Origin of the sequence: Candidatus Merdisoma sp. JLR.KK011 (assembly GCF_036941125.1) — a bacterium.
Taxonomy (GTDB): Bacteria; Bacillota; Clostridia; order Lachnospirales; family Lachnospiraceae; genus Laedolimicola.
The window spans coordinates 2086589-2101274 of the sequence record NZ_JAYWSZ010000003.1 but is presented as its reverse complement, the minus strand read 5'-3'; the positions used below and the strand labels follow the sequence as shown (position 1 = coordinate 2101274).

The 14686-nt window shown below is 47.5% G+C and carries 11 protein-coding genes and 2 pseudogenes; 11 read left to right on the top strand and 2 right to left on the bottom strand.

Going from position 1 to position 14686, the window contains the following annotated elements:
- Window positions 1-13: 13 nt before the first annotated feature.
- Window positions 14-1534, top strand: coding sequence for a PucR family transcriptional regulator (locus tag VV089_RS11350; RefSeq protein ID WP_334335948.1), 1521 nt, complete (start codon window positions 14-16; stop codon window positions 1532-1534).
- A gap of 95 nt (window positions 1535-1629) precedes the next feature.
- Window positions 1630-3111, top strand: coding sequence for a stage IV sporulation protein A (gene spoIVA, locus VV089_RS11345; RefSeq protein ID WP_172542096.1), 1482 nt, complete (start codon window positions 1630-1632; stop codon window positions 3109-3111).
- A 248-nt stretch (window positions 3112-3359) separates the two neighbouring features.
- Here spoIVA and VV089_RS11340 read toward each other — a convergent pair whose 3' ends face one another.
- Window positions 3360-4265: a hypothetical protein gene (locus VV089_RS11340; RefSeq protein WP_334335947.1), complete on the bottom strand. Its 906-nt coding sequence runs from the start codon at window positions 4263-4265 to the stop codon at window positions 3360-3362.
- Between the two features lie 727 nt (window positions 4266-4992).
- Here VV089_RS11340 and VV089_RS11335 point away from each other — a divergent pair.
- The 7 genes from VV089_RS11335 to VV089_RS11305 all read left to right on the top strand — a co-directional run bounded on the left by VV089_RS11335 (window position 4993) and on the right by VV089_RS11305 (window position 12066).
- Window positions 4993-5481, top strand: coding sequence for an RNA polymerase sigma factor (locus VV089_RS11335; protein ID WP_334335946.1), 489 nt, complete (start codon window positions 4993-4995; stop codon window positions 5479-5481).
- On the top strand, window positions 5471-5932 hold the full coding sequence (locus VV089_RS11330; protein ID WP_334335945.1) for a zf-HC2 domain-containing protein: 462 nt from the start codon (window positions 5471-5473) through the stop codon (window positions 5930-5932). Before VV089_RS11335 ends, VV089_RS11330 begins: the two co-directional genes overlap by 11 nt.
- A gap of 103 nt (window positions 5933-6035) precedes the next feature.
- On the top strand, window positions 6036-6725 hold the full coding sequence (locus VV089_RS11325) for a response regulator transcription factor (protein WP_334335944.1): 690 nt from the start codon (window positions 6036-6038) through the stop codon (window positions 6723-6725).
- A gap of 8 nt (window positions 6726-6733) precedes the next feature.
- Window positions 6734-7717: a sensor histidine kinase gene (locus tag VV089_RS11320; protein WP_334335943.1), complete on the top strand. Its 984-nt coding sequence runs from the start codon at window positions 6734-6736 to the stop codon at window positions 7715-7717.
- A 196-nt stretch (window positions 7718-7913) separates the two neighbouring features.
- On the top strand, window positions 7914-8681 hold the full coding sequence (locus VV089_RS11315) for an ABC transporter ATP-binding protein (protein WP_172542110.1): 768 nt from the start codon (window positions 7914-7916) through the stop codon (window positions 8679-8681).
- Entirely contained in the window at window positions 8668-10692 is a 2025-nt protein-coding gene (locus VV089_RS11310; protein WP_334335942.1) for an ABC transporter permease, read from the top strand. Before VV089_RS11315 ends, VV089_RS11310 begins: the two co-directional genes overlap by 14 nt.
- A gap of 591 nt (window positions 10693-11283) precedes the next feature.
- A complete protein-coding gene (locus VV089_RS11305; protein WP_172542112.1) occupies window positions 11284-12066 on the top strand; it encodes a hypothetical protein in 783 nt (260 codons plus the stop codon).
- A gap of 99 nt (window positions 12067-12165) precedes the next feature.
- On the opposite strand, the pseudogene VV089_RS11300 reads toward VV089_RS11305, so the two are convergent.
- Window positions 12166-12363, bottom strand: a pseudogene (locus VV089_RS11300) (radical SAM protein); the annotation flags it as partial.
- 29 nt (window positions 12364-12392) lie between these two features.
- Between VV089_RS11300 and VV089_RS11295 the strand changes: the two are divergent.
- Window positions 12393-12680 (top strand): annotated as a pseudogene (locus VV089_RS11295) (GNAT family N-acetyltransferase); the annotation flags it as partial.
- A gap of 299 nt (window positions 12681-12979) precedes the next feature.
- A complete protein-coding gene (locus VV089_RS11290) occupies window positions 12980-14680 on the top strand; it encodes a leucine-rich repeat domain-containing protein (protein ID WP_334335941.1) in 1701 nt (566 codons plus the stop codon).
- Window positions 14681-14686: the final 6 nt, after the last annotated feature.

The following is a 14686-nucleotide window of genomic DNA, read 5'->3' as shown; positions in this document are numbered from 1 at the left end:
AGGAATGCAGACTATGAAGCTCAGTACCTCGATTCTGGCCCACAAGCTTAAGTCAAAATTTACACTTCAGAATAAGAAGGCTCTCTCAGACGAACTGCACTTAGAGCAGGTTTTATTTTTCTGCGACGGAGACGGTATGCAGAACCATAAAATCTATATCTGTTCCCAGGAGCAGGTGTCCGAGCAGGATTTGATTGTGCCGGAAGAGGCCGTGCTGTTCTGCATCGGAAAGGTGCGTACCCGGAATACGGGAAGGAACGGGCAGGTCTTTCAGCTTGTGGACGATACCTCCCCCTTTGTGCTTTTTAATGAGATTCAGCGGCTGTTTGAATACTACAGCCAGTGGGACGAGCGGCTCTATGAGCTTGCCAACCAGGAGGGAAGCATCCAGGAAATGCTGGACGAAAGCTTCCGGGTATTTCACAATCCGGTGATAGTCAATTCTGCGGATTACTTTGTCATCGGCTATTCCAGTATCATTGACACTCGTTCGGATCTGTCCGGCCTGGTGGATCCGGATGCTATTTTTGAGTATAGCGGCGAATACCGCAATACGGAACAGCAGCAGAATCTGATGAAAAAGAAGGGGGCTTATTTTTTCCCGGACTATATTACAGGGGCCAGGAGCCTCTGTGTGAATATTTTTGAGCATGATCGGTTTACCTACCGGGTGACCATGGTGGAGAGCTTAAGCCGTTTTGAAGCCTACGACGGGGCTCTTTTAGAGCATCTGACAGAGTACATAAGGCTGGCGCTGTCCAAGCAGATGACCCTGCAGACGGATATGGGCTATCGTCTCGACCGCATTCTTTCCGACATTCTGCTGAACCCGGATCAGGACGGGGAAGTGATCCGGCAGTGGTTCTCGGAATTCGGCTGGCTTCCGGAGCACCGGTATTTCTGCATCAACTTGAAAGTGGCAGCCCTGGATCTGGAAAATATGACCGTGCGCTTTATCTGCAGCCACATTGAAAATATGCTGGGCCACTCCTGCGCCTTCCAGTATGAAAATAATATTACCATTTTTGTAAATCTCACCCGGTTTGGGGGCAGTTCTGAGGATGCCATGGAAAAGATCGTTTATTTCCTCCGGGACAGTTTTTTGAAAGCTGGCTTAAGCAATGAATTTGTGGGATTCGAGACCTTGTACCACCATTACCGGCAGGCGGCGGTGGCTCTGGAGGTGGGAAGCAGAAGAGCGCCTTTCCGTTGGATTCACCGGTTTGACGAGATTGCCCTTGATTACCTTCTGGAGGAGAGCAGGGGGGAACTGCCGCCGGAGCTGGTGTGTTCCAGGAAGATTCTTAAGCTGCGTTCTTTTGACGAGCAGCACAATACCGACTACTACAATACCTTAAAGCTCTATGTAAAAAATCATCTCAATGCAGTGCAGACGGCAAAGCAGCTCTACATTCACAGGAGTACCTTTCTTTACCGGATGGAGAAGATCAAGGAGCTGATCCGTATGGACTTGGATGATTACGATACGCTGCTTTATGTGATGATTACCTTCCGGATGATGGAGCTGGAGTAAAAGAAAGTGGAAATTCGGTTGTTTCCGATTCCTTAAGGTATATAAACAACCCCCTTCACATATATTGTAAAAGCATATATGGAAGGGGTATTGTTATGGATAAAAGTTCCGAATATAACTTGTATAAAGACATACAGACCCGGACCGGCGGCGAGATTTATCTGGGCGTGGTAGGGCCGGTACGCACCGGAAAATCTACCTTTATCAAACGGTTTATGGATCTGTGCGTGCTTCCGGGCATTGAGGATGAAAATGCAAGAACAAGGGCCAGAGATGAACTGCCCCAGTCGGCGGCAGGAAAGACGATTATGACGACAGAGCCCAAATTCATCCCTAAGGAGGCCGTAGAGGTACGGATTTCCGGCGATGTTGCGGTGAAGGTACGGATGATTGACTGCGTGGGTTTTATGGTGCCTGGATCTGAGGGTCATATGGAGGACGACGCAGAGCGGATGGTTAAGACGCCCTGGTTCGATTATGAGGTGCCCTTTACCCAGGCGGCAGAGCTGGGGACAAAAAAGGTAATTACGGATCATTCCACCATCGGAATCGTAGTGACCTGCGACGGTTCCTTTGGGGATATTCCCAGGGACAACTACATAGAACCGGAGGAGCGGACGGTAGGGGAGCTTAAAAAGCTTGGAAAGCCTTTCGTCATCCTCTTAAATTCCGAGAAGCCCTACAGCGACGCCGTTTCCGGCATGGCAGCCAAGATGGAGGAGAAATACGGCGTTTCCGTGCTGCCGGTGAACTGCGAGCAGCTCCGTAAGGAGGATGTCACCCGGATACTGGAGCAGATTCTCTACGAATTCCCTCTGGCTAAAGTGGAATGCTATGTACCGAAATGGGTAGAAATGCTGCCTATGGAGCACCGCATCAAGCAGGATGTGATTGCAAAGCTTAAGGATCTGGCAGGGAAGCTCAACACCATCCGGGATGTAACACCGGAAAACCTTTGGATGGAGAGCGAATTCATTGATCGGATGAAGCTGGATCAGATTCACATGGACAGCGGAACCGCCCGGGTAAATCTGGAGATTGACGATCGCTACTATTATGAGCTTTTAAGCGAGCTGACCGGAAGCGAAATTCTGGGCGAATACGAGCTGATGTCCTTGATCCGCGAGCTCTCCAGGATGAAAAAGGAATACGAAAAAGTAGCCACCGCCATCACCTCCGTGCGGCAGAAGGGCTACGGCGTCGTGATGCCGGATCAGGAGGAAATCACCTTAGAAGAGCCAGAGCTTATACATCAAGGGAACAAATTCGGCGTCAAAATCCGGTCCATTGCGCCAAGCATCCATCTAATCCGTGCAAACATCGAGACAGAAATCGCACCAATCGTAGGAAGCGAAGATCAGGCCAAAGATCTCATTACATATCTAAAAGACAGCAGCGGAGAAAACGAGAGCATCTGGAGCACAAACATCTTCGGAAAATCAGTAGAAGAACTAGTAGAAGACGGAATCCGCGGAAAGATCTATCAAATAGGCGACGAAAGCCAAGTAAAACTACAAGAGACAATGCAAAAAATAGTAAACGACAGCAACGGCGGGCTAGTTTGCATTATTATCTAGCTACAAGCCGGGCACAAAAGGAAAAGCAAGAGCCGAATGGGGTGCTGGCACACCAGGCGGCTCTTGCTTTTCCTTTTGTATGCGGCGCCAGCCGCAAACCGAGGAAAGCCTTCGGCTTTCCGAGGTGCCCGGCGACCGGAGCCAAAACCCAAAAAGCACCCCCTATAAACAAAAAGAGCACAAGTTTTACATGTTACTCCCCCATGCACCTTTTATCCTGCTATCTTGATATGAAATCGTTTTGCTAGTTACACTAATTGTAAGACCTCTGCTTCAAGTTCCTTTAATTCCTCTATAGATAAAGACGGTAGATAGCATGCAATCTTTTCAAGAGATATTTCCCCATCTTTAATCATTCTTTCTGCAGTTTCCCTATCTGCATCATGCCTTTCACTTCTGATAAAAGACTTCATAATCTGTTCTTCATTAAACAAACTCATCATAATCGTCACAACCTCCTTTTCCCTGTCAAGCAAATATTCCCTTAAAACATTCCTGTCCTTGCATATGCGGATTGTTTCCATAACTGCCTTTTGTGTCATTCCATGCTGTTTTGTCTGCTCGTTAAAAACTTTGCAGAAAATAATATACTGATTGATGATATCGCCCTTATCACTTTCATAAATAACCTTTGCTTTTACTTCAATGTCAATATCCGCACCCTCAAAAAACTCTTTAGATAAAGATATTTTATCGGGTTTCCTCCCTTTGTTTCCTGAAAAAATCACATAAAGTTCAGGCTTCGGCATTTTTACTTTCTTGCTTTTGTAATAGTTTTGGCTGGTACGTTGAAAATATTCGTGATAACTTTGTGCCAGATACAGCAAAACTCTTACTAAAATATTCATTGTCCATGTAGACTGTGCTTCTATAAGAATCATAAGTTTATTATTGACAATAAAACCTAAGTCATTATACAGATTATCAGTCAACACATTTTCTATCGTTACATCAGTCAACGAGTCCTCCGTTGCTGTGGTGTCTTCTGGGTGGAGCGTTTTATACAGCTTTAGCAGATAACTCTTATTTTGAAAAAGGTCAAGGAATACGCTGTTTTTTGCGGTACGCTTTGCCATGACCTCCTGTGCTTGCTTTGTATCGTCATGCACTTTATCACCTCGATTTCTGAAAATATGTGACACAAGATATGACATATCCTACTCCTGCTATACTTCAATTATACAAAAAAGTGTCTTTCTTTACAATAAAATTCACATGAAAGCTCGTGTAAAATTCATACAAAAACCGACATTACATGTTAAGAACACAGCAAAAAGAAGCAGTAACAATAGATAAATTCCAATGAAATCACCGAAACGATTACAAAAAGAATAAAGCCTCCAAAAACGCCCAAAAACAATGAGACAGAGCAGCTTGTAAAAGCTAGATTGCTATGGTATGCTATAACTTGCTTGCACCAGCTTCAATAGCAGATAAAGATTTTGGAAAATTTCAGAGTTCTTTGAAAGAAGTGTTGTCATTTATCAAGTATGCAAGAGATAAGGATAAATTGAAAAAGGTATTGGAGGCAGACAAATCTTTCCATTATTTAGGAAGAGAATGTTCGCTAACATTAAGAACCTTATGGAAAAAATGGGATGGTCTGCGGAACAGTCTATGGATGTATTAAGCATTTCTGACAGTGATCGAAAAGCACTTTGGCAGTTACTTAAATAAAAAGCAGATTGGATACCCCCAATGGATAGGAGCTCGTTTCCTGTAAATTGGGGGTATGTGTTTGCCATGGGCGGGGTTTTGGGATAAAATAGGATTTAAATTTATTTTTTTTATTGATAACTGTAACGAACCCTCTTTTTTTAACACCTATTTATGAAAATGCACAAAAAACATGTGCAGATCAAGGAAAGGAGGATACGGAAAATGGAGTCTCTTGAGGAAATCTATCAGAAGCATGCCCAGACCGTGTATGCGTTTTTGCTGAGCAGAACCCGGAATCAGGATTTGGCGGAGGAATTGACCCAGGAGACATTCTTCCAGGCTGTCAGAACCATTGATACCTTCCGGGGCGGCAGTAAGCTTTCCACCTGGCTGTGCGGAATTGCCAAAAATCTCTGGCTTGCACACCTTAGAGAGAGCCGCAGGACGCAGCCCCTGGAGGAAACGGCAGATATGGCAAAAGCCTCTTCGCCGGAGGAAGAGCTAAGCCTTCAGTGGGACAATCTGGAGATCCTAAAGCTGCTTCACGGCCTGAAGGAGCCGGCCCGGGAGGTCATGTATCTGCGGCTGATTGGAAATCTCACCTTTGGGCAGATTGGAGAGATTATGGGAAAGAGTGAAAACTGGGCCCGGGTGAATTTTTACCGGGGAAAAGAGATCATTAGAAGGGAGGCAGAGAAGCATGAAACATAACATTTCCTGTGCGCTGGCACGTGATCTGGCGCCGCTGTATGCGGAAAACCTTGTATCCGGGGAGACCCGGGGAGAGCTTGAGGCACATTTGGAGACCTGTGAATCGTGCAGAGCCTATTATCAAAGAATTACGGAGAAAATGGAGGGGGATTCTATGGAAACGGCAAGACAGGAAGCAATGGAAATTGATTATATGAAACGGATACGGGTATATCAGAGAACCAATGCCATTCTGGGAGGCATTGTAAGCTTCTTACTGGGGATGCTTCTGCCTGTTGGGTTTCTTGGATTGTCTGTATTTGTGATGCAGAGCGGATTCAGCGATTACCATTGGGCCCGCCTGCAGTTGATGTGGCCCATAGTGCTTTTGCGGATGGCGGTGTCGGGGATTGTGGTATGTCTTATTTATTGCGGGGTGAATCGGATGCTTCGCAGGAAATTTTCTTTTTAGCCTTAAAGCCGAAGCTAAGCCTTTCACTTGCACAAACTCCGGAACGTGCTATACTAAAACAGAAAATAACTTACAAGAAGAAAGCAGGGGAACGGAGATTATAATGAGGAAAATATTGATTGTAGAGGATGACGAAAAGCTCTGCCGTGAGCTTGGGATTTTTTTGACAAATAACGGCTACCAGGCGGAAAGCCTGCCGGAAGGGGACTATACGGTGGCGGCGATTCTGGAAGCGAAGCCGGATCTGGTGCTTCTGGATCTGGGGCTTCCGGGGACGGACGGCCTGTATCTCTGCCGTGAGCTTCGAAAAACCTGTGAGCTTCCGGTGATTGTGATCACCAGCCAGGATACCCAGATGGCGGAGCTTATGAGCATGAGCCAGGGAGCGGATGATTTTGTCACAAAGCCCTTTCACCTCCAGATTCTGCTGGCGCGGATAGAGGCCGTCCTAAAACGGGTTTACCGTGAACCGGTCGTGAAGGAACAGCAGCAGCTTGGGGTCTTTACCCTGGATGTGGCCAGAGCCGTTATTGCCTCAAAGGAGGGGAGCGCGGAGCTGACCAAAAATGAACTGCGGATTCTGGACTGCCTTGCCCGCCGCCGGAACGAGATTGTATCAAGGGACGATCTCATTTCCCATCTGTGGGACAGTGAGCTTTTTGTGGACGACAATACCCTGACGGTCAATATGACCCGTCTTCGGGGAAAACTGGAAGCAATCGGAGTCCGGAATGTGATTCAGACAAAGAGAGGATTGGGGTACGTGCTGTTATGCGATACGGAGTCTATGTAAGAGAGCGTGTGGGACAGATTTTATTTGTGAGCGGCGTGCTTGCCACGGTGGAGATTTTTCTTCTTACAGTCCGGGCAAGCCTTTGGATCGGCATATATACGGCCCTTTGTTTTTATGGGACGTATTTTCTGGTTTCCTGGCAGGAGTTTCGCAGGAAGAAGATTTATTTTCAGAATATAATGGAAAGCATTGGGAGCCTTGATAAAAAATATCTTTTGCCGGAAATGCTTGGATACCCGGCAAACCAGGAGGAGCGGATGCTAAAGGAGCTTCTGGAGGATCTGGGAAAGTCCATGACGGATCATGTGAATTATTACAAAAATGCGGAACAGGAATACAAGGAATACATTGAACTGTGGATTCACGAGGTAAAGACGCCCATTGCCGCAGGAAAATTGATGGTAGAGAATCACCAGACGGAAAACGCAAGGGAATTGGAGGCGGAGCTTGAGCGGATAGAGGACTATACGGAGCAGGCTCTTTTCTATGCCCGGAGCGCCCATGTGGAGAAGGATTATCTCATCCGCCGGGTGAAGCTGAAAGACCTTGTGACCTGGGCGGTAAAAAGGAACAAACGGGCCTTGATTGCGAAACGTGCTTCCATTGAGATGAATGGGCTTGAAACCGTTGTGTACAGCGATGAGAAATGGCTTGCTTTTATACTGAATCAGATTTTGTCCAACAGTGTGAAGTATGGGGATAAAGAGACCTTGAAGCTCTCCTTTACGGGAAATGAGGAGCAGGAGCAGGTTACGCTTGCCATAAGGGACAATGGACGGGGGATTAAGAGCAGGGATTTGGACCGGGTATTTGAGAAGGGTTTTACGGGCAGCAGGGAAAGACAGGCAAGGCAGGCCACGGGACTGGGGCTCTATCTCTGCAAGAAGCTGTGCGGCCGGCTGGGGCACGGGATTGAGATTGCTTCCACGGAAGGGGAGGGCTGTGAGGTAAGGCTTATTTTTCCCCGGGGGAGCTATGCGGATGTAATATAAAAGGCAAAGCTTACGAAAATGAAAGGCAGGAGTAAGGAACTTCGATGGTACGAAGAGAGGAAGCTTCCTATAATCAGAGTATGAAATATTTCAGAAGCTTCAAAAAACGAAAACAGCGCCGGCCGGTAAAGTCGAAGCAGCTTTACCCTTTAGTGCCGTCGCGCAGCGACTTTTAATAAAAGGAGTGAGACGTACCATGAGTGTAATTTTAAGTGTCAGCAATATTGAAAAATATTACGGAAGCAAGGGAAGCGTCACCAAGGCCATCGACAATATCAGCTTCCAGGTTGAGTCCGGCGAGTTTGTGGGAATTATGGGGGCCAGCGGAAGCGGAAAGACCACCCTTTTAAACTGCATTTCCACCATTGACCGGGTAACAAGCGGAGAGATCAGGGTAGGAGGGAAGGATATCACAAAGCTTCGGGGCAGTGCCCTGAACAAATTCCGCAGGGAGGAGCTAGGCTTTGTGTTCCAGGATTTCCACCTTCTGGATACCTTGACGGTCTATGAAAATATCGCCCTGGCCCTCTCCATCCGGCGTGTGGCGCCGGGGAAGATTGAGAAGCGTGTCCGTGAGGCTGCGGCAAGGCTTGGGATCTCCGGGATTTTAAATAAATATCCATACCAGATCTCCGGCGGCGAGAAGCAGAGAACGGCTTCTGCCCGGGCAATGATTGGAGACCCAAAGCTGATTCTGGCCGACGAGCCCACGGGTGCGCTGGATTCCAGGGCATCCCGTATGCTGCTTAAGTGCTTTGAGGAGATGAACGGGAAGCTTGGGGCTACGATTCTTATGGTAACCCACGATGCTTTTACGGCAAGCTATGCCTCGCGCATCCTCTTTATCAAGGATGGCGGGATTTTTACGGAAATCTGTCGGGGAGAAGAGGACAGGAAGAGCTTTTTCGGCCAGATTATTGATGTGGTTACGCTGCTGGGAGGTGATTTAAATGATGCTGTTTAAATTATCGCTCCGGAATATCAAAAAGAGTATCAAGGACTACACCATTTATTTTCTCACACTTGTATTGGGGGTTGCGATTTTTTATGTATTTAATGCTTTGGATTCTCAGGGGGTTATGCAGTCTGTGTCTGCTTCCACAAGAGAAATTATTCAGCTTATGCTTGCAATGCTTGCAGGGGTTTCTGTTTTTGTGTCCGTAATTCTGGGGTTTCTGATTGTGTATGCCAACAATTTTCTGATCCGCAGGCGGAAAAAAGAGTTTGGGGTGTATCTGACGCTTGGTATGAGCCGGGGAGCCATTTCCCGGATTCTTCTGGGGGAAACGGTGCTGATTGGGGTGATTTCCCTGGGGGTCGGCCTTGTGATTGGCGTATTTGCCTCTCAGCTGATGTCGATTCTGGTGGCCCGGATGTTTGAGGCGGATATGTCGGCCTATACCTTTGTGTTTTCTCCTAAAGCGGCAGGAAAAACCATGGTTTATTTTGGAATCATGTATCTGCTTGTGATTCTCTTTAATGCAGCGGCCATTTCCAGATATAAGCTTCTGGATCTTCTGACGGCAGGCAGGAAAAACGAGAAGGTGCGGATGAAGAATCCTGTTGTTTCCGGGGTGCTGTTTGTGATTTCTCTGGGAGTTTTTGGGTATTGTTATCTCAGTGTACTGGGGCTTTTTGGAACGCTGAATCGGAACCGGACGCTGCTTTTGATTTTTCTGGGAAGTGCGGCAACATTTTTGTTTTTCTGGTCTTTGTCGGGGATTCTGCTTCGGGTTGTCCAGGCGAGAAGGAGCTTTTATCTGAAGGATCTGAATCTCTTTGTGTTCCGGCAGATGAACAGCCGGATCAATACGATGGTTTTTTCTATGACAGTGATTTGCCTGATGCTGTTTATGACGATTGGCGTGCTTTCCTGCGGGGTGAGTGTGAATCAGTCCATGACAGCGGAGCTTGAGGCCATGACGCCCCGGGATGTGTGTATGACGAAGGGGATGGAGGCGGATGAGAGGCAGTCTTTTGAGGACGCAGGAAAGGGGATTGAAGAGTATCTTTTGGGAGAGGGGGTTGCTCTTGGGGAGGTGCTTCAGGAGGGATATGCGGAGGCTACCTCTTATGTGCTGCCTGGGCTGACCTGGGAGAGTACCCTGGGGGCGAGTAAGGAGCAGGTGATGGAGCAGTTCCCGATGCTGGACTGGTCTCAGAGGGAGGAGCTGGTGCCGCTCTCGGCGTATAACCGGATGGCGGAGGTTTATGGGATTCCCGCTTATGAGCTTGAGGAGGATGAGTATCTGCTTTTGTGTACCTTTGATTCCATGAAGGCGATTCGGGATATGGCTCTTCGGGCCGGGGCGCCTCTTACCATTGGAGGGAGGCAGTATGTGCCGAGGTTTGAGGAGTCTCAGGAAGGGTATCTGAGTATGAACAGCTCACGGTCGCTTCTGGGGCTCTATGTTTTGCCGGACAGCGCTTTTGAAGACGGGGAATTTATGCCTTACAGCAATTATCTGGCCGGGGATTACGGAGCGGATTCTGAGGAGGAAAGGGAGGCTTTGGAGGCCCGGATTGAGGCTGCCACAAAGCGGACGCCGATTTATGTGTTTTCGAAGATTGCCCTTCGGGAGAGCAGTATCGGGATTGGGGCGATTATGACGTTTATAGCGCTTTATCTTGGGGTGATCTTTTTGATTTCCAGTGCGGCGGTTTTGGCTCTTAAGGAGTTGTCGGAGGCTTCGGATAACCGGGATAGGTATCGGATTCTGCGTGAGCTGGGGGCAGATCAGGGGATGGTTCGCGGGGCGCTGCTTCGGCAGATTGGGATTTTCTTTTTGCTGCCGCTTTTACTGGCTTTTGTGCATGCGGTTTTTGGGGTGCAGTTTGTGAATCGGATGCTGGTGATTCTTAATGGGGGGTCGCAGCTTGGGGCTATTTTGTTTACGGCGGTTTTTATTGCACTGATTTATGGGGGGTATTTTTGGGCTACTTATGTGGGGAGTAGGAGGATTGTGGAGGAGTAGGTGTGGGAGGGACGGAACCGGAGCAGCCGGAGGATTTTCCATATCCGGTGTTCGGACGGTTCGCGTACACGCTGCCTGCTCTGGGCGGACATTGACCTGGGGAGTTTTTTATGGCTTCCCAGGTTTTTTGGTCAATGTCCGTCCATATCAGTCAGCGTGTTCGCGAACAGCCGGACACTGGATATTGGAAAATCCTCCGGCTGCTCCGGTTCCTGGTTTTTGGGGGAGGGGAGATGTTGATGTTTTTTGGTTTTTTTATTCTTGGGTGACTAATATAATGGACAGTATGAATGCTGAAAAGTCGGCAAGGGGTCCTGCGAATAATACGCCTAGGATTCCGAAACGGAGCGGAAGAACCAGGATAAGGGGGATTAGGAAGAAAACCTGCCTGGTCAGCGCTGGTAAGGCCCCTTTTGCTGCTTTTCCTATGGCGGTAAAAAAGCTGGAGGAAAGCATTGTAATAGGAAGAAGCCGATTGCGGAAACAACCAGGGATATTAAGAAAATCTTAATTGAATTGTGTGCATGTGCAAGTATAATAAAATTGTTTGATTCCATAAAAATTGTAGTGATGATTTACTGGGAGGCATCTATGTACAGATATAAAATGATAATGATATGGGCATGTTCTTTTCTAATGGCTTTGAATATTGCTGCTTGTGGGCGGGCGAAAGGGGATGATACGGTTGATATGGAGGAATTTGCCGCAAATCAGCAGGAAGACAGTGCACAGGCGGCTGAATCTGCAGATTCAGAGACAGAAGAAGAGGAAGCCGTCAATGAAGGGGATTCTGTTATAAATCAGCAGGAAAGCAGCGGGCGGGAGGATGGAGATACAGATTTAGAAGCAACAGCGGATGAATTGTTGGATTCGTTTATCAATGGCTCAATAAATGCAGTTGATTCCGCGGATTTGACATCGGGGTTTTCCATTACAGATTTAAATATGGATTCTGGGGAGTGGGACTCTTATTCTATTGGGGAGAAAGCCGATCTTGACAATGATGGAGAAAATGAACTGATTATTAACGGGCCCTATGGCGGAATATATCTGGATGCGCGTGATAACAAGGTATATGAATTTGCTGTGGCGGGGGGGACTGCTCTCGAGCTTTCTTATACCTATTATAATGGGGCCGTATGGATTATGTATAGCAACAGATCGAGTGCAGGATTTGAATATTACCATATGGAAAAATATGAAGGGGCGGATAACTTAGCTGCAGAAATGAATTTCGGTGAAGAGTTTGACGTCAATGATGCGGAGGCTGGGGTGAAATATACGTGGAATGGGACTGAAATTTCTTATGATGAATATGCAGAATTGTGCGGCAAAATTTTCGCTGCTCAGATGGATACGAATGCTCAGAATTAAGTAAAAAGTGATGAGCAGATACATGGGGATGCCGGGAAATACAACATCCCCATATATCTGGGTTTGATGAATTTTTTAGTTATAAGTGTTTCAGGTTTTTGCGGTGGCTTTTGCGCTCTCCTGGCCTCTTCCTGCGCCGGATATGCCGGTGAGGTAGAAGAAGTGGTAGTGGATACCTGCCTGGTCAAGACGCCTGCATTGGATCAGGATGTCCTGGGACAGATAGCCTTTGTGCATGAAGCTGAGGGCCTTGTCGTCTCCTGTTTCGATGCCGATGGTGATGCAGTCGTAGCCGGCGTTGGGGGTTATTTACTCTTTGATTATATGTGATTGTGATCTTCGGAAGTCCTGCGAATTATGTGAGCAGCGGCTTTCAGTGCTGCAAAAAATACAATGTCTGCCTGGAGAATAAGAAATTCCCGGCGGCCATGATGGTGAAGGAGCTAAAGGAAGGCGCACTGGACGGCAGGACATGGTTTTACTATGACAGTCCAGTGATGCGCATTGATGAGGAAGAGGCAGGGCGCTATGACGATGGCCTGGAGAAAATGGAAAAGGCGCACCGCGCCAGCCAGGAGGAATTCTATATTATGAGCCGTTCCTTTGTGGAGTGAAGACGAGAAAGGGAATGCTCTGAAAAAAAGAAAACAAGAATTTTCCCTGATTGACAGAATCCGGGGAGTGTGTTAAGGTAAAAAGAACAAAAGGGAGTAGTTAAAAAGTGCAATCAACATTCCCTGGCGCAGATATCGGCAGAAGCAGCCCGCTGAGGGCAATGCCGTACCGCGTCATGGTTGCACACTTTCCGGTGCGAAAGAACGAGACTTTTGGCAGAAGATGCCAGAGGTCTCTTTTTTTCCGATACCGGGGATTGGAGGGAGATACGGGCAGAGAAACAGGGGAGGATGTACGGATGAGAATGATAGGGAGAAAAAAGCGGAAGACATTTTTGTGCCAGATGCTTTTGTGTGCTCTGCTTTTGGCCGGATGTCATTCGCTGCCAGCGGAAAACAGGGAAGAGCCAAAGAGTAAAGAGCAGAGGGAAGGGGAAGAAGAAGCGCCGAAGGATGCAAAGACAGAAGAGGAGGCCAAAGCTGCCTTCAATAAGGAGAAGCTGCTGTCGATAGACCCAGGCTTTTGGAATTGTGTCTGTTATTGTGCAGGAATCGAAGAGGAAGATACAGAGGCGGTGATCCAGGAAAAATTGGATAAATGTGAAAGTCTGGAATTGTGGTGCCCCGCTTATGGGACGCCCTTCTGTTCCCTGGAGTCTTTGGAGTATCTCCCTCATCTGAAAAATTTGTCAATTGAATTTAAACCATGGGACGATTCCGGAATTGACGATTTCTCGCCGATTGCAAAGCTATCTGAACTGAAGCAGCTGCAAATCAGCTATGCAGAAGGGGAAGAAACCGACCTGTCCTTTCTGGGAGAAATGCATACTGTCACGGAGCTTTTTTTAATCAACTGTCAATTAAAAGACACTGTATTTTTAAAGGAAATGCCTCAGCTTGAGAGTCTGTCCCTTTTTATGACCCCTGTGGATGACATGGCAGTTCTGGAAAATCTCACAAAGCTTAGGGAGCTGTCCCTGGCCGGAAATCAAGAGGCAGCCCACATGGAAACCGTTGGAAAGCTGTCTAAGCTGGAGGACTTGGGGCTGCAGGAGTGCGGAATAAGTGACATATCATTTTTAAGCAGCCTGTCAAAGCTGCGTGGAGTGAATCTGAATTTTAATTCCGTTACAGATATAACGCCGCTGTCAGGCTTGTCCCGGCTTGAGAGACTGGGACTGGCTATGAATGAAATCCATGATTTATCACCTATTGCAGGACTTAAAAATCTCTATGATTTGTCATTGGATGGAAATAAGATTCGTGATATCTCCCCGTTGGCAGGGCTGCCGCATTTAAATCAGGCAGGGCTTTCTGGTAATCAGATTGAAGATCTTTCGCCCTTGGAAGGAAAGGAAGAGCTGATGTATGTATCTGTGGGCGGAAATCCCTGTAAGAATCTGAAATCCCTATTGTATGTCCCGATACTTTTTATCCAGCCTCAGCTGCCGTCAGAGGAACAATTGAAAATAGTCTCAGATCAGATAAAGAAGAAGTGGCCGGAGCTGGGAGAATATAAGTGTATCGATTATGCAGAAGGGGATATAAACGGCGACGGACGGCTGGATGCTGCCTTTGTTGTGGATGGGGCATTTGGAGAGATAGAAGGAGAGTATGGTTACAATTATCCTCGCCGCCTGGTGATAATTTTAGGGCAGGCGGACGGATCCTTTAGGGAGCTTTTGCATAAGGTTGACATATGGGATAGGGATGCCGGAGGAATGAGGGGAGATCCTTACCGGGGAATTCATATGGAGGAAGGCTGCTTTTTGCTGCAGCAGGCCTGGGGAAGCAGCAGCGGAGGCACGCAGACAGAGCTTTACCGCTATCAAAATGACAGCCTGGAGCTGTCGCATACTACAAGGGTCTATGACAGTATTTTTACAGAGGACTATGATGTGACAATATGCGAAGAAGAGAGCGGTGAGGAGCAAAGGTTTGCTATCATCATGGAAGACGGCCGTCGGATGACCAGGGGCGGCTTGGAAAATGGGGAGTAGGAGGAG